Below are 18,537 nucleotides of genomic sequence, written 5' to 3'. Positions count from 1 at the left end.
CGCCATGCTCGATCTACTCGTCCACAACGCCACGCTCCCCGATGGGCGCAGCGGCATGTCCATTGCCGTGCAGGACGGCCGCATCGCCGAGGTGGCGGCGGGCCTCGATGCACCGGCGCACGACAAGTGCGATGCGCAAGGCCTGTTGGTCGCGCCGCATTTCGTCGATCCGCATTTCCACATGGACGCGACACTGAGCTACGGCCTGCCGCGGGTCAACGAGAGCGGAACGCTGCTCGAAGGCATCGCGCTGTGGGGCGAGCTGAAGCCGCTGCTCACCGCCGAAGCGCTGATCGAGCGCGCCCTCGCCTACTGCGACTGGGCGGTGGCCAAGGGCCTGCTGGCGATCCGCAGCCATGTCGACACGAGCGACCCGAGCCTGCTGGCGGTCGACGCGCTGCTCGAGGTGAAGAAGCGCGTGGCGCCCTACCTCACGCTGCAGCTGGTCGCCTTTCCGCAGGATGGCGTGCTGCGCACGCCGGGCGGCGTCGACAACCTGAAGCGCGCGCTCGACAAAGGCGTGGACGTGGTCGGCGGCATTCCGCATTTCGAGCGGACCATGGCCGACGGCGCCGCCAGCGTCAAGCTGCTGTGCGAGCTGGCCGCCGAGCGCGCGCTGCCGGTGGACATGCATTGCGACGAATCGGACGACCCGCTCTCGCGCCATATCGAGACGCTGGCTTTCGAGGCGCAGCGGCTCGGCCTGCAGGGGCGTGTCACGGGCTCGCATTGCACCTCGATGCACTCGATGGACAACTACTACGCGAGCAAGCTGCTGCCGCTCGTCGCCGAGGCCGGCGTCGCGGTCGTGGCCAACCCGCTCATCAACATCACGCTGCAGGGCCGGCACGACACCTACCCCAAGCGCCGCGGCATGACACGCGTGCCGGAGCTGATGGCGCAGGGCGTGAACGTGGCCTTCGGGCACGACTGCGTCATGGACCCTTGGTACGGCATGGGTTCCGGCGACATGCTGGAAGTGGCGCACATGGGGCTGCACGTGGCGCAGATGACCAGCCAGCAGGGCATGCGGCAGTGCTTCGACGCGGTGACGTTGAATGCCGCGAAGGTCTTCGGGCTCGAAGGCTACGGCCTGGACGCCGGCTGCGATGCGAGTTTCGTGCTGCTGCAGGCGCGCGATCCGGTCGAGGCGATCCGGCTGCGCGCGCCGCGGCTCAAGGTCTGGCGCAAGGGGCGGCTGCTGGCCGAGACGCCGGCGGCGACGGCGGCACTGCAATTGCCGGGTCGGCCGGCATCGACGAGCTGGATGCCGTCAACGCGCTGAGCGACCCGGCGCTTCGTCCGAGCGGCGCGACGGCGCACCTCAAGCGGAGGGGACGATGGCCTCGGCGTATTCGTACAGCGCACCGAGAATCTCCTCGCCGCGCTCGTCCGCGGTCTCGGCCAGGGCATCGATCTCGGCGAAGAGCCGATCGACGTTGCGCGCACCGCCCTCGCCTTCGAGCAGGCGTGCCGTACGATGCGCCTCCCAGCGCGCGAGCGCCTCCGCATCGAGGGTGTCGGGAAAGTTGCGGGCGCGGTAGCGAAACACCAGTTCCTCCAGCCGCGGGTCGTCGAAGCCCGTGCGCGAACGCGCCAGCTCGGCCGGCGACAGGCCGCGCAGCTGCGTGAGCCGCCGGCGGTCGCCGTTGCCGACAAAGCCGCCGTAGAGGTCTTCGTCGACATCGGGCGTCTCTGCGCGCGGCCGCTCGTAGACCTGCGGCCAGATCGCGCTCATGTCGGGCAAGGCCGCCGCCAGCGTCGCATGGCGCATGGCCGCTTCGAGGTCGATTCCCCAGCGCGTGGCCATGGCCGGCGCGAGCGTCTTGAGGTTGCCGACCACCATCGGCGACTTGTTCAGGTGAACGCCTTTCAGCGGCAGGCGCAGCACGCCTTCCGGCAGGTCGGCGCTGCGCGTGAAGAGGCGCAGGCGCAGGGTCGCGACATCCAAGTCGCGCAGCTCGCTGGGGTCGTGGGCGAGGTCCCAGGCGAGCAGCTCGTTCTTGTTGGTCGGATGGGTCGCCAGCGGCCACATGACGGCGAGGCAGCCGCGCTCGGCCGGGAACATGCCCGAGACGTGCAGGAAGGGCCGCGCCGTCTCGCGCGTGGCCGGCAAGCCCAGCTCGCCGGTGACGCGGTCTTTCCTGTGCAGTCCCAGGGCGAAGTCGAAGAGCTTGGGCTGGCGCGTGCGGATCAGGCGCGCCAGTGCGATGGTGGCGCGCACATCGGAGAGCGCATCGTGCGCCGCCTCGTGCAGCAGCCCGTTGGCGCGCGCGAGGTCTTCGAGCTTGAAGCTGGGCGAGCCGTCTTCCTTCGTCGGCCACTCGATGCCATCGGGCCGCAGGGCGTAGCAGAGCCGAACGACATCGAGCAGGTCCCAGCGGCCGCAGTCGTTCTGCCACTCGCGCGCATAGGGGTCGATGAGGTTGCGCCAGAACAGAAAGCGCGTCACCTCGTCATCGAAGCGGATGGTGTTGTAGCCCACGCCGATGGTCCCGGGTTGCGAGAACGCGGCTTCGATCTTCGCGGCGAACTCGTGCTCGGGCAGGCCGCGCTCGAGGCACAGCTGCGGCGTGATGCCCGTGATCAGGCACGACTCCGCGCTCGGCAGGTAGTCGGGCGCGGGCTTGCAGTAGATCATCAAGGGCTCGCCGATCTCGTTGAGCTCGGCATCGGTGCGAACCCCGGCGAACTGCGACGGCCGGTCGCGCCGCGGCTCGACGCCGAAGGTCTCGTAGTCGTGCCAAAGAAAAGTCTGCGTCGTCATCAAAAGTGTTTCTCCCTCTTCTTGCTTTTGCGCCTTTCGCGAACCTTCGCGTCCGGCAATCCGATTCCGTTCCCGCCTTTATAGAAGCGGCGAAAACAGCCGCGCGGCCGCATCGCCGAGCCGGCGCGCGAAACTTTCGCGCCGCTGCCCACGGATCGCGGCAGCGCTGTGCAGGTCGGTCTCGAACTGCGCCGCCAGTGGCTTGGCGAGGGCCGGCCCGTAGATCACGGCACACACCTCGAAGTTGAGGCGGAAGCTGCGATTGTCGAAGTTGGCGGTGCCGATGATCGCGCAGTGGTCGTCCACCACCAGCGTCTTGGAGTGCAGCATGCGCGCCTTGTACTCCCAGATCTTGACGCCGGCCGCAATCAGCTCGTCGTAGTAGGAGCGCGCCGCGGCGCTCACGATCAGCGAATCGCTGCGCCGCGGCACCAGCAGCCGCACGTCCACACCGCGCAGCGCAGCGCTGGTCATGGCCATCAGCGCCGGCTCGCCGGGCACGAAGTACGGCGTGGTCAGCCAGGCCCGATGCGAAGCCGAGTGGATGGCCGCGACGTGCATGCGGTGGATGGCTTCGAGGGCGCTGTCGGGGCCGCTGGTAACGATCTGAACGGGGATGTCGCCCGCGCCTTCCTGGCCCGGCAGGCGCGGCAGCAGGACGTCCAGGGTCTCGTTGATGCGGCGCGGGTCTTCGCCGGTGGCGTAGGTCCAGTCCTCGAGAAAGGTGGTCTGCAGCCAGCGCACGGCGCTGCCCTCGATGCGCAGGTGGGCGTCGTGGTAGGCGTCGGGCCGGATGCGGCGGTCTTCCTCGTCGGTGATGTTGACGCCGCCGGTGAAGCCGACGCGGCCGTCGCACACGACGATCTTGCGGTGGGTACGGTAGTTGGTCACCGGCCGCAGCCGCCGGCCGATGCGGGTGTCGTGGAACAGCGCCACCTCGATGCCCGCCTCGAGCATGGGCGCCATGAAGCGGCGTCCGATGCGCTTGGAGCCCAGCGCATCGAGCAGCAGGCGCACGGTGACGCCTCCGCGCGCGCGTTCGATGAGCAGGTCGCGCAGGGCCGTTCCGGTCCTGTCAGGCTCGAAGATGTAGTACTCGAGGTGAATGTGGTCGCGCGCCTGGCGGATCGCCTCGAAGATGGCATCGAAGGTGCGGGCGCCGCCGGACAGCAGCTCGGTGGCGGTCGCACTCGATACCGGCAGCCCGCAGGCCGCCGTGCCGAGCGCGGCCATCTGCCGCAACGCCGGCGGCGCCCGCTCGGCCGCCGCGCGCAAGCTCGCCACGTCGGCCGGCGCCTGTGCGATCGCCCGGCTGCGCAGCCGCTTGAGGCGCTGCTTCTTCAGCCGCTGCGGCCCGAGGAAGTAGTAGATGAGAAATCCCGCAAAAGGCAGCAGCGCCAGCGAGAGGATCCAGCTCATCGTCGAGACCGGCGCACGCTTCTGCATCACGATCCAGACGGAAAGCACCGCGATGTAGCCGCTCCACGCGAGGGAGAGGCCGGTCTTCCATTCCTGGCTGAGCTGGGGGAGGATCAAAGGGAGAAGAGAGATTCGTGCAAAAAAAAGCCGGTAGCGCGAATGCTACCGGCCTCGGGACGGAGTCCCCCAGGATCGCGGGTCAGCCCGTGGCGGCCTCTTCGGCCTCGGGCTTGGCGCGCCCTTCCTTTTTGGGAACCGGCTGGATGTCCAGCTGGACTTCTTCCTTGTCGTCGAGGTCCACCGTGAGACGCCCGCCTTCCTGCAGGCGTCCGAACAGCAGCTCGTCGGCCAGGGCGCGGCGGATCGTGTCCTGGATCAGGCGCTGCATCGGCCGTGCACCCATCAGCGGATCGAAGCCCTTCTTCGCCAGGTGCTTGCGCAGCGTGTCGGTGAAGGTGACGTCGACCTTCTTCTCGGCCAACTGGGTTTCGAGCTGCAGCAGGAACTTGTCGACCACGCGCAGGATGATCTGCTCGTCCAGCGACTTGAAGCTCACGATCGCGTCCAGGCGGTTGCGGAACTCCGGCGTGAACAGGCGCTTGATGTCACCCATCTCGTCGCCCGCCTGGCGCGGATTGGTGAACCCGATGGTCGCCTTGTTCATGGTCTCCGCGCCCGCGTTGGTGGTCATCACGATGATCACGTTGCGGAAGTCGGCCTTGCGCCCGTTGTTGTCGGTCAGCGTGCCGTGGTCCATCACCTGCAGCAGCACGTTGAAGATGTCCGGGTGCGCCTTCTCGATTTCGTCGAGCAGCAGCACCGCGTGCGGCTTCTTGGTGATCGCCTCGGTGAGCAGGCCGCCCTGGTCGAAACCGACGTAGCCGGGAGGCGCGCCGATCAGCCGGCTCACCGCATGGCGCTCCATGTACTCCGACATGTCGAAGCGGATCAGCTCGATGCCCATGATGTAGGCCAGTTGCTTCGCCGCCTCGGTCTTGCCGACGCCGGTGGGGCCGCTGAACAGGAAGGAGCCGATTGGCTTGTCGTCGCGGCCCAGGCCGGAACGTGCCATCTTGACGGACGAGGCCAGCACCTCGAGCGCCTTGTCCTGGCCGAACACCACGCTCTTGAGGTCGCGCTCGATGTTCTGCAGCTTGCCGCGGTCGTCGTTCGAGACGTTGGCCGGGGGAATGCGCGCAATCTTGGCGACGATTTCCTCGACCTCGCTCTTGCTGATGGTCTTCTTGCGCTTGTTCGCCGGCAGGATGCGCTGGGCGGCGCCGGCCTCATCGATGACGTCGATCGCCTTGTCGGGCAGGTGACGGTCATTGATGTACTTGGCGCTCAGCTCCGCCGCGGCCTGCAGTGCGGCCACGCCGTACTTCACGCCATGGTGCTCTTCGAAGCGCGACTTCAGGCCCTTCAGGATGTCGACGGTTTCCTGCACGGTCGGCTCGACCACATCCACCTTCTGGAAGCGCCGGGACAGGGCCGCATCCTTCTCGAAGATGCCGCGGTACTCGGTGAAGGTGGTGGCGCCGATGCACTTGAGCTGGCCGCTAGACAGGGCGGGCTTCAGCAGGTTGGAGGCATCCAGCGTACCGCCGGAGGCGGCGCCGGCACCGATCAGCGTGTGGATCTCGTCGATGAAGAGGATCGCGTTAGGCTTGTCCTTGAGGGACTTGAGCACCCCCTTCAGGCGCTGCTCGAAGTCGCCACGGTACTTGGTGCCGGCCAGCAGCGCGCCCATGTCGAGCGAGTACACGTGCGACTCGGCCAGGATCTCCGGCACGTCGCCCTGCGTGATGCGCCAAGCCAGGCCCTCGGCGATCGCGGTCTTGCCCACGCCGGCCTCGCCCACCAGCAGCGGGTTGTTCTTGCGGCGGCGGCACAGGATCTGGATGACGCGCTCGACCTCGTACTCACGGCCGATCAGCGGATCGATCTTGCCGTCCTTGGCCATCTGGTTGAGGTTTTGGGTGAACTGCTCGAGCGGGGACGACTTCTCGTTCTTCTCGCCACCGCTCTCTTCGCCTTCGGACGAAGATTCGCTGCTGCTCTTGGCAGCTTCAGGCGGGTCGCTCTTCTTGATGCCGTGGGCAATGAAATTCACCACGTCGAGACGCGTCACGCCCTGCTGGTGCAGGTAGTAGACGGCATGCGAGTCCTTCTCGCCGAAGATCGCGACCAGCACGTTGGCGCCGGTGACTTCCTTCTTGCCGTTGCCGGTGGACTGCACATGCATGATGGCGCGCTGGATCACGCGCTGGAAACCGAGCGTGGGCTGCGTGTCCACATCGTCGGTGCCGGCCACCTGCGGGGTGTTGTCCTTGATGAAATTCGTGAGCGACGCGCGAAGGTCGTCCACATTGGCCGAGCAGGCGCGCAGAACTTCGGCGGCGCTCGGGTTGTCCAGCAAAGCGAGCAGCAGATGCTCCACCGTGATGAACTCATGGCGTTGCTGCCTTGCTTCCACAAAAGCCATGTGCAAGCTGACTTCCAGTTCCTGGGCAATCATGTGATTTCCTTTGGCTTTGCTGTAAATTTAATTCTCAGATGGGTTGGAGCGCAATTTATTCAACCGGTTCACTGACGCACTGCAAGGGATGCCCGGCCTGGTGGGCCGCTTCCATCACCTGATTGACCTTGGTGGCCGCCATGTCGCGTGAATAGACGCCGCAGATGCCGCGGCCGTCGAGATGGATCTTGAGCATGATCTGGGTGGCGGTCTCCCGGTCCTTGTTGAAGAACTCCTGGATCACGACGATCACGAACTCCATCGGCGTGTAGTCGTCGTTGAGCATCACCACCTGGTACATCTGCGGCGGCGCAGTCTTCTGCGGGCGCCGCTCGATCACGACCGCATCACCGTCGTCCCGCCGCGGCGTCACGGCCGGCGGCGTGGGGGGGGTCGAAGGGATTCTGGTAGCCATGAAATTCATTTTATCGAGCCGACCGCCGCTTGCAGCGCCCGTGATCGGACAACTGGTGGCGGCTTTGTGACATTCAAGACGCAGGGCGACAGGTTTGCAGGGAAAGTGCATGCAAGCGCCGTGCCGTCCTTTGCTGGGCGCATCTGGCGCTGCAGCAAAAAGAAAGCCTCGGCGCCTTGCGGAGACCGAGGCTTGGCGCAGAAGCATCCACAGACGCCTCGCGGACCGCTTTTACATGTTGTCAATCATGACCTGGCCGAAGCCCGAGCAGCTCACCTGGGTGGCGCCCTCCATCAGGCGGGCGAAGTCGTAGGTCACCTTCTTGCTGGCGATGGACTTTTCCATCGAGCGGATGATCAGGTCGGCGGCCTCGGTCCAGCCCATGTGGCGGAGCATCATCTCGGCCGAAAGGATCTCTGAGCCGGGGTTCACGTAGTCCTTGCCGGCATATTTCGGCGCCGTGCCATGCGTCGCTTCGAACATGGCGACGGTGTCGCTCAGGTTGGCGCCGGGCGCGATGCCGATGCCGCCGACCTGGGCCGCCAGGGCGTCGGAGACGTAGTCGCCGTTCAGGTTCAAGGTGGCGATCACGCTGTACTCGGCGGGGCGCAGCAATATCTGTTGCAGGAAGGCGTCGGCGATCGAGTCCTTCACCGTGATTTCCTTGCCGCTCTTGGGGTTCTTGAACTTCATCCAGGGGCCGCCGTCGACAAGTTCGGCACCGAACTCCCTGGCCGCCAGCCCATACGCCCAGTCGCGGAAGGCGCCCTCGGTGAACTTCATGATGTTGCCCTTGTGGACAATGGTCACGCTCGGCTTGTCGTTGTCGATCGCGTACTGGATGGCCTTGCGTACCAGGCGCTCGGTGCCTTCGCGCGACACGGGCTTGATGCCCAGGCCCGAGGTGCTGGGGAAACGGATCTTCTTGACGCCGAAGTCCTCCTGCAGGATCTTGATGAGCTTCTTCGCCTTGTCGCTCTCGGCTTCGAACTCGATCCCGGCGTAGATGTCTTCGGAGTTCTCCCGAAAGATCACCATATGGGTCTTGTGCGGCTCCTTGACCGGGCTGGGCACGCCCTCGAAGTACTGGATGGGACGCAGGCAGACGTACAGGTCGAGTTCCTGGCGCAGCGCCACGTTCAGCGAACGGATGCCGCCGCCGACCGGCGTCGTCAGCGGGCCCTTGATCGAAACCACGTAGTCGCGCACTGCCTGCAGCGTTTCCTCCGGCAGCCAGACGTCCGGGCCGTAAACCTTGATCGACTTTTCGCCGGCATAGACCTCCATCCACCGGATCTTCCTCTTGCCGCCATAGGCCTTGGCCACGGCCGCGTCGACCACCTTGATCATCACGGGCGTGATGTCGACGCCGGTGCCGTCACCCTCGATGAAAGGGATGATGGGCTGGTCAGGCACATTGAGGGAATTGTCGGCATTGACCGTGATCTTCTGACCCTCGGCCGGGACTTTGATGTGTTGGAAACTGGACATGAGAGCGAGAACTCCGGGTCTGAATTAAGGCAGGAAGACACCATGTTTCCAGCCGGCTGAATAGCCGTAGAATTTTAGACGCAACCGGAGGAGGTGGAAGGTTCTGTCAACCGCGGCTATATAGCCCTCGTTGTTGACGGACCTTCTGCTGGCCGGGAGGCGTTTTCAATCCATTTCCACAGAGGATCCTGTAATGAGCAAAGTTCTCGCAGTCATGATGGCCGGCTTGTTCGCCACCGCCGCATTCGCGCAGACCCAACCCGCTGAAGTCAACCCCCAGGGTCAGGGCAAGGCCGCTGATCGAGCCGAAGCCAGGAAGGCCTCCAAGCCTGCTGGTCAGGTCAAGCCTGCCGCGGGAGATCAGGGCAAAGTGGCGGAAGGCAGCGGCGGCGTGACCGCCACCGGCGCCGACAAGGCCGCCCAGGCCCGCCGCGATTCTCGCGATACGCGCCGTCCCGCCAAGGGCGGCGGCAAGAGGCCGGTTCCCGCCCAAGGCGGCACGCCTCAGTAAGCCGCCAGGCTCTGAACCCAGCAAAAAAGCGCTCGTTGGAGCGCTTTTTTTTGCCCGCTGTTGCAGTCCTGTCAACTGCCGATCTTCCACGTCGTTGAACGCGGGCGCCCTCGACGAGGGATGCAATCCATATTTTCGAAATTCAAAGGATTTTTCATGAATAAGCTGCTCGCCGCGTTGGTCGCCGGTTTCTTTGCCGTCGGCGCTTTTGCCGCCCAGGACGCTTCCGCGCCTGTGGTCGTTCCCAGCGCCTCGGTCCATGCGGTGAAGATGACCCAGAAAGTGACCAAGAAAAAGGTCCGCCACGTCGCTCACAAGTCGCACCATGCCGTGAAGAAGGTGTAAGCTCCTGCACCCATCGCCCATGCCCGCCTGTGCGGGCATTTTTGTTTGCGCCGCACCTTGCACCCGAGTCGTCCCATGTTCCAGCGCCTCATCGTCCTGCTCGCCCTGTTCGCCTCGTTGGTTGCATCAGCGCTCGCCCAGCAAGCCCAAACCGGTCTCCAGCGCGTGAGGCTTTCGGCCGGCATGTACCAGATCGACGCGCAGGTGGCACAGACCCCGGAGCAGCGGCAGATCGGCCTCATGTTTCGCAATGAAATGCCCCAGACCGAGGGGATGATCTTCGTATTCGAGCAGCCAGCCACCCAGTGCTTCTGGATGCGCAACACCCTGCTGCCGCTGACTGCCGCGTTCATCGCCGATGACGGACGCATCGTCAACCTGGCAGACATGAAGCCGCAGACCGACGACTCCCATTGCTCCGAGGAACCGGTGCGCTTCGTGCTCGAAATGAACCAGGGCTGGTTCGCCCACAAGAACATCAAGAAGGGCGCAAAGCTGGGCGGCGAGCTGTTCGCCAAAAAGCGCTGAGCCGCATCGGCGCCCAAATAAAAAGCCGACTCGCGGGTCGGCTTTCTTGTTGCAACAGCAAATCAGGTCAGCCGAAGTTCTTCGCGGCGAAGTCCCAGTTCACGAGCTTGGCGAGGAAGGTCTCGACGTATTTAGGACGCAGGTTCCGGTAGTCGATGTAGTAGGCGTGTTCCCAGACGTCCACCGTCAGCAGTGGCTTGTCGCCGGTCGTCAGCGGCGTTCCCGCGGCGCCCATGTTGACGATGTCCACCCCGCCGTCGGCCTTCTTCACCAACCAGGTCCAGCCCGAACCGAAGTTGCCCACCGCCGACTTCACGAAAGCTTCCTTGAAGGCCGCGTAGCCGCCCCACTTGGCCTCGATCGCCTTGGCCAGTGCGCCGGTGGGCTCGCCGCCGCCGGAGGGCTTCATGCAGTTCCAGAAGAAGGTGTGGTTCCAGATCTGCGCGGCGTTGTTGTAGATGCCGCCGCTGGACTTCTTGACGATGTCCTCGAGTTCCATGTTCTCGAACTCGGTGCCCTTCTGCAGGTTGTTGAGGTTCACCACATAGGCGTTGTGATGCTTGCCGTAGTGGTACTCCAGCGTTTCCTTGGAGTACTCGGGCGCCAGCGCGTCCAGCGGATATGGGAGGGGTGGAAGGACGTGTTCCATGTCTTTTCTCGCAGGTTGGTTGTGGGACGAAGCATTCTAGAAAGGAATCACGTCACTCGCGTCGGACGCAGTCTCGTGTCCGTTCCGACAACGGTCATATCGGCGGTGCCGTCGGCCAGGCGCGCCTGGACGGGGTCGCCGGGCGCCAGATGCTGTGCCCGGGTGATGGCCTTGCCATCGGCGCCGGTGAGCCATGCATAGCCGCGTTCGAGCACCAGCGCGGGATCGAGCAGTTGCAATCGCAGCGTTGCCCGTTCCAGCCGTTCCCTGCGCCGCGCCAACGCGCGGGCGAACTTGAGCGGCAACTCGGCCTGCAACGCTTGCTGTGCATGGTTTAGCCGCTCTGTCCGCGACAACGCCGCATGGCGCAGGCGCTGGGCATGCTGCACCAGACGCAATTCCTGGCGCAGAACCAGCGTCGACGGGCGCGCCAGACGGGACGCTGCGTCGTCGACACGCTGGTTCAATTGGTCCACGCGCCTCGAAAGCGCCCGGCGCAGCCGCTGCTCGAGCAAGGCCAGCGCCGCCACCCACAACTCGCGCGGAGCGGCTGCGAGCTCGGCCGCGGCGGTGGGGGTCGGCGCGCGGACGTCGGCGCAGAAATCGGCAATGGTGAAGTCGGTTTCATGGCCGACACCGCTGACGACCGGTACCGGGCTTTGCACGATCGTGCGCGCCAGCACTTCGTCGTTGAAGGCCCAGAGATCCTCGATCGAGCCGCCTCCGCGCACCAGCAGGATCACGTCGACCTGCGGCCGCCGCAGCGCATAGAGCGACCGCAGCGAACGCAGCAGTTCTGCCGGCGCGCCAGGACCCTGGACGGCGGCCGGTGCCAGCACGACGGGAATGTGCGGCACGCGTCGCCGCAGGGCGGTGACCACGTCGTGCAGCGCGGCGGCGCCGAGCGAAGTCACGAGGCCGATGGCCCTCGGCATGGCCGGCAGCGCCCGCTTGCGCTCGGGTTCGAACAGGCCTTCGGCCTCCAGACGCGCCTTGCGCTGCAGGAACTGCTCGAACAGCGCGCCCTGCCCGGCCCGGCGCAGGCTCTCGACAACCAATTGCAAATCGCCGCGCGGCTCGTACACCGCCAAGCGCCCGCGGACCTCGACCCGGTCGCCGTCGCGCGGCGAGAAATCAAGGAGGACCGCGGCACGCCTGAACATGGCGCACCTCAATTGGCCGCTTTCGTCCTTCAGCGCGAAGTAACAGTGGCCGCTGGCGGCACGCGAGAACCCGCTGATCTCGCCGCGCACCGCGACCGGATTGAAGCGGGCATCGAGCGCATCCGCAACGGCGTGGCACAGCGCCCCGACGGCCCACACCCGTGGCGCCGCCCTCTGCGTCTCAAATTCGCTCATAGGTCGAAAGCATCACGAGCGGCCAGTCGTCCACAAGCAGGGTGTTGGCCCCTGCTCCTTGCGAGGCATTGGCAGGCAATGCATGAGTTCACGTACAAGACCTTGATTTGATTGAAAAAAGTACTGCTCAAAATTCAATCGATCCAGCGCGAGGGCCGTGGAATGGGGCCGGGTGCAGGTTGGTTGGCGGGTTAGCCACAAAGTTATCCACAGAATTTGTGGGCCACGGCTGACAGGCAAATACAAATCGCAACATCTGCCCTGACGGTGGATAATCGCCGCGCATCTGCAGTCCACGGGCCGGAGGATTTTCTTGTTTTCGATCATAGTTGCTGCGGGCTGGCCGATCTGGCCGCTGCTCGCCTGTTCAGTGGTGGGGCTCGCGCTGGTCATCGAGCGATTCACCAGTCTGAAGACCTCAAAGATCCTTCCTCCCAAGCTGCTCGACGAGGCCATCACGGTCTCGCGCAACGCCATTCCCGGGCCGGACGTGGTGACCAAGCTGGAAAAAAATTCGGGACTTGGGGAGGTCCTCGCGGCCGGGTTCCGCCATCTGAATTCCAACCCCCAGTCGACCGAGGACGACCTGCGGGCCTCGATGGAAGCAGCCGGGCGCATCGTCGCTCACCGGCTCGAACGCTACCTCCCCGCGCTGGCGACCATCGCCTCGGCGGCTCCGCTGCTCGGCCTGCTGGGCACCGTGATCGGCATGATCGAGATCTTCGGCTCGCAGTCGCCGACCAGCGGCGCGGTTGGCTCCGGCAATCCCGCGCAGTTGGCGCACGGCATTTCCATTGCGCTCTACAACACGGCCTTCGGGCTGATCGTCGCGATCCCGGCCCTGATCTTCTGGCGCTACTTCCGCACCCGCGTCGATGAGTACCTGCTCAATCTCGAGCTCGCCGGCGAGCGCTTCGCGCGCCACCTGAATACGCTGCGGTCATGAACGCCCCCATGCTTGCCGCTTCGTGTGCAGCGCTCCCTCCCGAGGGGGGTCCAGCCTCCCCGGGGCGGCCCGACGAAGGGCGGCCATGAGAAGAATGCACTTCAGCCACGGCTCCAAGGAAGAGCCCGAGATCAACCTGATCCCTTTCATCGACGTGCTGCTGGTCGTGCTCATCTTCCTGATGCTGTCGACCACTTACAGCAAGTTCACCGAGATGCAGCTGCGCCTGCCGGTGGCCGACGTAGACGCCCAGCGCGACTATCCCAAGGAAGTGATCGTCGGCGTCTCCGCGGACGGGCGCTATTCGATCAACAAGACCGTGCTGCCCGAGCGCAGCGTGGAAGCCGTGGCCGAGGCCCTGGGCGCCGCGGCGAACGGCGGCAAGGACAGCGTCGTCATCATCAGCGCCGATGCCAGCACTGCACATCAGTCGGTGATCACGGTGATGGAGGCCGCCCGCCGCGCCGGCCTCATGCAGATCACCTTTGCCACCCAATCGGCCGCAGGAGCGGGACGCTAGTTGAACCTGCAGCGGATCTGGCTGCAGCGCGGCGTACTCGCGGGCCTGCTGTGGCCTCTTTCCCTTCTTTACGGCGCATTGGCAACCACCCGCCGAGTGCTCTATGGGCTTGGCCTCCTGGCCACCGAGCGCGCGGGCGTGCCAGTGATCGTGGTCGGCAACGTGATCGCCGGCGGTTCGGGCAAGACGCCGGTCGTGATGGCGATCGTGCGCCATCTCCAGGCCCGCGGGCTGAAGGTCGGCGTGGTGTCGCGTGGCTACGGCCGGACGACCGACGATTGCCGCGAAGTGCATGAGGGCAGCGACCCCAATGAAGTCGGCGACGAGCCGGCCCTGATCCGCCGTTCGACCGGGGCGCCCGTCTTCGTGGCGCGCCGGCGCATCGAGGCCGCGCGCGCGCTTCTGGCGCGCCATCCGGACACACGGTGCATCGTGAGCGATGACGGCCTGCAGCACCTGGCGCTGGCGCGCGATATCGAGATCTGCGTCTTCGACGACCGCGGCGCCGGCAATGGTTGGCTGCTGCCTGCCGGCCCGCTGCGCGAGCGATGGCCGCGCCGCTGCGACCTGGTGCTCCACACCGGCTCGCGGCCTGCCTTCGCTGGCTTCACGGCGCAGCGTTCGCTGGCCGAGCAGGCCGTGCGGCTGGACGGCACGCCGGTGCCGCTGGCTGCCCTCGCCGACCGGCCGTTGGTGGCGGTCGCCGCCATCGCGAAGCCGGAGGCTTTTTTTCAGATGCTGCGCGAGCGCGGGTTGCTGCCGCAGCAGTGCATCGGGCTGCCCGACCATTACGACTTCGCCGGCTGGCGTCCGCCGCCGGGTAACGGCTACACGTTGCTCTGCACGGAGAAGGACGCGCTCAAGCTGTGGCACCGCGCGCCCGATGCGCTAGCGCTGCCGCTGGTGTTCGAACCCGAGGCTGCCTTCTTCCGTGCACTCGACGCAAAGCTATCATCTGTCGATGGACACCAAGCTGCTTGAACTGCTCGTCTGCCCCGTAACCAAGGGCCCGCTCACGTGGCATCCCGAGAAGCAAGAGCTGCGCTCGCGCAGTGCACGGCTCGCCTACCCGGTGCGCGACGGCATCCCTGTGTTGCTGGAGACCGAAGCCCGCACGCTGTCCGACGAAGAACTGGGACTCTGAGCTTGCGCTTCCTGGTCTTGATTCCGGCACGGCTCGCCTCCACGCGGCTGCCCGACAAGCCTCTGGCGGACATCGCCGGCGTGCCGATGGTCGTGCGCGTCGCTCAGCGTGCGCGCCAGTCGGGCGCCGAGCGCGTGGTGGTGGCGGCCGACGATGCCCGCATCGTCGCCGCGTGCGGGGCGCACGGCATCGAGGCTCTGCTGACCGGTACCGACCACCCGAGCGGCAGCGACCGGCTCGCCGAGGCATGCGTGCAGCTCGGCCTGACGGATGACGAGATCGTCGTCAATGTCCAGGGTGACGAGCCGCTGATCGATCCGGAGCTCATCGACGCGGTGGCCGCGACCCTGGCCTCGCGCACCAATGCCGCGATGAGCACGGCCGCGCACGCGATCGACTCCCTCGAGGACTTCCTCAATCCCAATGTCGTCAAGACGGTGCTCGATGCCCAAGGCAATGCGCTTTACTTCAGCCGGGCGCCGATCCCCTGGTGGCGCGACGGCTTCGCCCGGAACGGACCGACGGCCCTGCCCACCTCACCGGCACCGCTGCGCCACATCGGCATCTACGGCTATCGCGCGGGCTTCGTACGCCGGTTCCCGGCCCTCCCACCATCGCCGATCGAAGCCACGGAGGCGCTGGAGCAGTTGCGCGCCCAGTGGCACGGATACCGCATTGCCGTGCACGTGAGCGCGCATGCGCCCGGTCCGGGCATCGATACGCCCGAAGATCTCGCAAGGGTCCGCGCCCTTTTCGCCGCCGCTTGATCTCGCCCGCGAACGGGCCGGTTTCGGGCGAGAGCGCATGCTATCCTCGAAACAACTCCGCCCATGCAACGCCGTTCCCGGTATGCCGAGCGCGACAGAAGATCGAAGAACCGTCCGAGGACACCATGAGACTGATTTTGTTGGGCGCCCCCGGGGCGGGCAAAGGCACACAGGCCGCCTTCATCTGCCAGAAATACGGCATTCCTCAAATCTCGACCGGCGACATGCTGCGCGCCGCGGTCAAGGCCGGCACGCCGCTGGGCCTGCAGGCCAAGGCGGTGATGGCCTCCGGGGCACTGGTGAGCGACGATCTGATCATCAATCTTGTCAAGGAACGACTTGCGCTGCCGGATTGCGCCCAGGGTTTCCTTTTCGACGGCTTCCCACGCACCATCCCGCAGGCCGACGCCATGCGCGCGGCCAACGTCAAGCTGGACTACGTGCTCGAGATCGATGTGCCCTTTGCCGACATCGTCGAGCGCATGAGCGGACGCCGCTCTCACCCGGCGTCCGGACGCACCTATCACGTCAAGTTCAATCCGCCGAAGGTCGAGGGCAAGGACGACGTCACGGGCGAAGACCTGATCCAACGCGATGACGACAAGGAAGAGACCGTGCGCCACCGGCTCGACGTCTACAGCCAGCAGACCCGGCCCCTGGTCGACTACTATGCGGCCTGGGCCAGGACAGAGCCCGAGGCCGCGCCGAAGTACCGCGCCATCAGCGGCGTCGGCACGGTCGAAGAGATCACCCAACGCGCCCTGGCCGCCCTGTCGAGCTGATCCGCTGAGCTGCGCAGCGACTGCGCGCCTGGAATTGCCCGGCCTCCCAGGTGGCGGGCAGCAGCAAGCCTATCTCGACCGGGAGCTTGCATCAACTCCGACGCCAGGTAGATCCATCCGCCCGAGCGCAGGGCCTCCAACAAGTGCTCAGGGCTGGGTGGCCATCAACTCCAGCATCAGGGCAATGCGCGCCTTCACCGGGGACAGCGCACCGGCGTCGCGCAGCACGGCACCAGGCGCCGGAAGAATGCGGCCCTGCGGGCAGCGCGTGGCACGCACAACCGCCACGCCCGCCGCCTGCGCCCGCAGCGCGGCTGCTTCAAGGGACTCGTGCAAAGTGCCGTTGCCGGTTGCCGCGAGCACCAGACCCTGGACCGGCTCCGCGGCCCCTGCCTGCCGCTCCCGCACAAGGGCATCGACGAGACTGCCGCGTGCCTCGGCGTGGCTCATCAGGATCTCCACGCGCGGCCAGTGTTCAATCTGCTGCATCCGTACGAAGCAATGGCGTGCCGGCTCCGGCGGGGAAAGGGGCCAGTTCCTGAGCTCGCGCAGGGCGCCCTCCTCCACATAGGCCACGGGACCTGCATCGCCCGAGTCGAAAGCGTCGACCCGGTAGGGATGGACCTTCTGCACGTCCAAGGCGCCATGCACGGAGCCCGCACAGACGGCCACCACACCGCGAGCACCGGGGGTGGCCGCAACAGCCACGGCATCGCGCATGTTTTGCGGCCCATCGGGCGTCAGCGCTGTGGCCGGTCGCATGGCACAGGTCAGCACCACCGGCTTGGAAGGCGCCAACACCGATTGAAGGAAGAATGCCGTCTCCTCCAGCGTATCGGTGCCGTGGGTGATGACCAGGCCGGCCACGTCGGACTGGGCCAGCCAATGGGCACAGCGTTCGGCCAGCCGTCTCCAGATCGCAAAGCTCATGTCCTTGCTGTCCGCCTGCGCCACCTGCTCGGTCTGCAACGCGACGCCCGGGGGCGCGACGATGCCCTCCAGCAGTTCGGTCACGCCCACTTGGCCGGCGGTATAGCCCACGTTGTCGGCCGGGCGTGCAGCGCGCCCCGCGATCGTGCCGCCCGTGCCCAGCACGATCACGCGGCGCCTGCTTTCGGTATTGTTATCGGCCATGGCTTGCCAAAGCTCCGGAAACTGGTTAAAAATACAGCTACTGGATATGCAGCCAGTGCCGCAAGGAGTCACCCATGCAGTTTGCCGTCAAGCTTACCGCCCGCCAGCAACAGATTCTGGACCTTATCCAGGCCGCCATCGCGCGCACCGGCGCGCCACCCACGCGCGCCGAGATTGCCGCCGAGCTGGGCTTCAAGTCCGCCAACGCGGCGGAGGAACACCTGCAGGCGCTGGCACGCAAGGGTGTCATCGAACTCGTGAGCGGGACCTCACGCGGCATCCGCCTCAAGGGCGACGCACTGCGCTCGCTGAACGAATCGCGCAACAGCCAGTTCTCCTTGTCACTGCCCGGCATGGCACAGCTTGCGTTGCCACTGATTGGCCGCGTTGCCGCAGGCTCGCCCATCCTGGCGCAGGAGCACGTGGACCAGACCTATTACGTGGAGAACACGCTGTTCCAGCGCCAACCCGATTACCTTCTCAAAGTGCGCGGCATGTCCATGCGCGACGCCGGCATCATGGACGGCGACCTGCTGGCCGTGCAGGCCACCAAAGAGGCCCGCAACGGCCAGATCGTCGTGGCCCGCCTGGGCGACGAAGTCACCGTCAAGCGCCTCAAGCGCAACAAGCAGGTCATCGAGCTGCATGCCGAGAATCCAGACTACCCCACCATCATTGTTCAGCCGGGCGAACCCTTCGAGATCGAAGGTCTCGCCGTCGGCCTCATCCGCAACACGATGCTGATGTAGCCCCGCACAAGCGGCGTCGGCGAAGTCGCCCGTGCCGTCAAAGCGGCTGCTACAGGTGGCGGGCGTATGGCCAAGGGCCATCACCCTGTCGCGGCCGATCCAAGCAATCCTGCCTGTGTTCAATCTCTGACCTTCATGGAGTTCACATGGGAATCGCTCTGCTCAGCCTCGTTGACTTTTTCACGCCCCTTCAATCGCTGGCCAGCCGCTGGATGCCGTCGCGCCGCCGCAGCGTCTCCGGTTTGCGCTACGTCGGCATCCGTCCCGGTTGTGCCGCGCGTCCGTCCGTGCCGGCGTCACGCCTTTCGGCGCCCGCCCGTCCGTTGCGCGTGGTGCGCACGGTCGATGCGCAACCCAACGGTACGGGCAGAGGCCGCGTCGTGATCTCCGGCCGCATGGCCGACGTGTGCGCTGAGCTCGATCGGTTGGCAGCGCTGGAGGCAGCCGGCGCCACGCCGTCCGGCCGCCTGCACTGAGGCCCACGCTTCGCCGGC

20 protein-coding genes are annotated in these 18,537 nt (G+C 66.0%); 12 read left to right on the top strand and 8 right to left on the bottom strand.

All coding sequences use genetic code 11. The annotated features are described in order from the left end of the window. Positions 1-4 precede the first annotated feature (4 nt). Positions 5-1,285: an amidohydrolase family protein gene (locus J2739_RS06360; protein WP_309899658.1), complete on the top strand. Its 1,281-nt coding sequence runs from the start codon at positions 5-7 to the stop codon at positions 1,283-1,285. 39 nt (positions 1,286-1,324) lie between these two features. Here J2739_RS06360 and sbcB read toward each other — a convergent pair whose 3' ends face one another. The 5 genes from sbcB to icd form a co-directional block, all read right to left on the bottom strand. Continuing rightward, positions 1,325-2,767: an exodeoxyribonuclease I gene (gene sbcB / locus J2739_RS06355; RefSeq protein WP_309899656.1), complete on the bottom strand. Its 1,443-nt coding sequence runs from the start codon at positions 2,765-2,767 to the stop codon at positions 1,325-1,327. 78 nt (positions 2,768-2,845) lie between these two features. Next, on the bottom strand, positions 2,846-4,303 hold the full coding sequence (gene cls, locus J2739_RS06350) for a cardiolipin synthase (protein WP_309899654.1): 1,458 nt from the start codon (positions 4,301-4,303) through the stop codon (positions 2,846-2,848). A gap of 82 nt (positions 4,304-4,385) precedes the next feature. After that, positions 4,386-6,704: an ATP-dependent Clp protease ATP-binding subunit ClpA gene (gene clpA / locus J2739_RS06345; protein WP_309899652.1), complete on the bottom strand. Its 2,319-nt coding sequence runs from the start codon at positions 6,702-6,704 to the stop codon at positions 4,386-4,388. Between the two features lie 55 nt (positions 6,705-6,759). After that, on the bottom strand, positions 6,760-7,119 hold the full coding sequence (gene clpS / locus J2739_RS06340; RefSeq protein ID WP_309899650.1) for an ATP-dependent Clp protease adapter ClpS: 360 nt from the start codon (positions 7,117-7,119) through the stop codon (positions 6,760-6,762). A gap of 231 nt (positions 7,120-7,350) precedes the next feature. Then, positions 7,351-8,610 (bottom strand): NADP-dependent isocitrate dehydrogenase, encoded by a 1,260-nt coding sequence (gene icd, locus J2739_RS06335; RefSeq protein ID WP_309899648.1) that lies wholly within the window; start codon positions 8,608-8,610, stop codon positions 7,351-7,353. A 193-nt stretch (positions 8,611-8,803) separates the two neighbouring features. On the opposite strand from icd, the gene J2739_RS06330 reads away from it, so the two are divergent. The 3 genes from J2739_RS06330 (at position 8,804) to J2739_RS06320 (ending at position 9,994) form a co-directional block, all read left to right on the top strand. Continuing rightward, positions 8,804-9,121 carry a cell envelope biogenesis protein TolA gene (locus J2739_RS06330; protein ID WP_309899646.1) on the top strand — a complete coding sequence of 106 codons (318 nt, stop codon included), beginning with the start codon at positions 8,804-8,806 and terminating at the stop codon, positions 9,119-9,121. Positions 9,122-9,277: 156 nt separating this feature from the next. Beyond that, the gene (locus J2739_RS06325; RefSeq protein ID WP_309899644.1) at positions 9,278-9,466 is read left to right on the top strand and encodes a hypothetical protein; all 189 of its coding nucleotides are present in this window, start codon (positions 9,278-9,280) and stop codon (positions 9,464-9,466) included. Between the two features lie 75 nt (positions 9,467-9,541). Further along, positions 9,542-9,994 carry a DUF192 domain-containing protein gene (locus tag J2739_RS06320; protein ID WP_309899641.1) on the top strand — a complete coding sequence of 151 codons (453 nt, stop codon included), beginning with the start codon at positions 9,542-9,544 and terminating at the stop codon, positions 9,992-9,994. A gap of 67 nt (positions 9,995-10,061) precedes the next feature. Here the strand turns inward: J2739_RS06320 and J2739_RS06315 are convergent, their stop codons facing one another. Together J2739_RS06315 and xseA are read right to left on the bottom strand one after the other, a co-directional pair. After that, positions 10,062-10,643: a superoxide dismutase gene (locus J2739_RS06315; protein WP_309899639.1), complete on the bottom strand. Its 582-nt coding sequence runs from the start codon at positions 10,641-10,643 to the stop codon at positions 10,062-10,064. Between the two features lie 47 nt (positions 10,644-10,690). Then, a complete protein-coding gene (gene xseA / locus J2739_RS06310; RefSeq protein ID WP_309899637.1) occupies positions 10,691-12,001 on the bottom strand; it encodes an exodeoxyribonuclease VII large subunit in 1,311 nt (436 codons plus the stop codon). A gap of 313 nt (positions 12,002-12,314) precedes the next feature. Here xseA and J2739_RS06305 point away from each other — a divergent pair, with 313 nt between their 5' ends. From J2739_RS06305 to adk, 6 genes are all read left to right on the top strand, one after another. Continuing rightward, positions 12,315-12,947 (top strand): MotA/TolQ/ExbB proton channel family protein, encoded by a 633-nt coding sequence (locus J2739_RS06305; RefSeq protein ID WP_309899635.1) that lies wholly within the window; start codon positions 12,315-12,317, stop codon positions 12,945-12,947. Between the two features lie 94 nt (positions 12,948-13,041). Then, positions 13,042-13,467, top strand: a complete 426-nt coding sequence (locus J2739_RS06300; RefSeq protein WP_309899971.1) for an ExbD/TolR family protein — start codon at positions 13,042-13,044, stop codon at positions 13,465-13,467. Continuing rightward, positions 13,468-14,448 (top strand): tetraacyldisaccharide 4'-kinase, encoded by a 981-nt coding sequence (lpxK, locus tag J2739_RS06295; protein WP_309899633.1) that lies wholly within the window; start codon positions 13,468-13,470, stop codon positions 14,446-14,448. Beyond that, positions 14,429-14,611: a Trm112 family protein gene (locus tag J2739_RS06290; RefSeq protein WP_309899632.1), complete on the top strand. Its 183-nt coding sequence runs from the start codon at positions 14,429-14,431 to the stop codon at positions 14,609-14,611. The genes lpxK and J2739_RS06290 overlap by 20 nt, the downstream gene beginning before the upstream one ends. A 2-nt stretch (positions 14,612-14,613) precedes the next feature. Beyond that, positions 14,614-15,378, top strand: a complete 765-nt coding sequence (kdsB, locus tag J2739_RS06285; protein WP_309899629.1) for a 3-deoxy-manno-octulosonate cytidylyltransferase — start codon at positions 14,614-14,616, stop codon at positions 15,376-15,378. 125 nt (positions 15,379-15,503) lie between these two features. Next, positions 15,504-16,160 carry an adenylate kinase gene (gene adk, locus J2739_RS06280; protein WP_309899627.1) on the top strand — a complete coding sequence of 219 codons (657 nt, stop codon included), beginning with the start codon at positions 15,504-15,506 and terminating at the stop codon, positions 16,158-16,160. 147 nt (positions 16,161-16,307) lie between these two features. On the opposite strand, the gene J2739_RS06275 is transcribed toward adk, so the two are convergent. After that, positions 16,308-17,294 carry an asparaginase gene (locus tag J2739_RS06275; RefSeq protein ID WP_309899625.1) on the bottom strand — a complete coding sequence of 329 codons (987 nt, stop codon included), beginning with the start codon at positions 17,292-17,294 and terminating at the stop codon, positions 16,308-16,310. A 74-nt stretch (positions 17,295-17,368) separates the two neighbouring features. Here J2739_RS06275 and lexA point away from each other — a divergent pair, with 74 nt between their 5' ends. Continuing rightward, complete coding sequence (lexA, locus tag J2739_RS06270; protein WP_309899623.1) at positions 17,369-18,043, top strand: transcriptional repressor LexA; 675 nt, start codon at positions 17,369-17,371, stop codon at positions 18,041-18,043. A 146-nt stretch (positions 18,044-18,189) separates the two neighbouring features. Continuing rightward, positions 18,190-18,519 carry a hypothetical protein gene (locus tag J2739_RS06265; protein ID WP_309899621.1) on the top strand — a complete coding sequence of 110 codons (330 nt, stop codon included), beginning with the start codon at positions 18,190-18,192 and terminating at the stop codon, positions 18,517-18,519. Positions 18,520-18,537 lie beyond the last annotated feature (18 nt).

The organism is Variovorax soli (genome assembly GCF_031454625.1).
Lineage (GTDB): Bacteria > Pseudomonadota > Gammaproteobacteria > Burkholderiales > Burkholderiaceae_C > Variovorax > Variovorax soli_A.
Note: the sequence above shows the minus strand (reverse complement) of the source record. Positions and strands in the feature narration are given on the sequence as shown.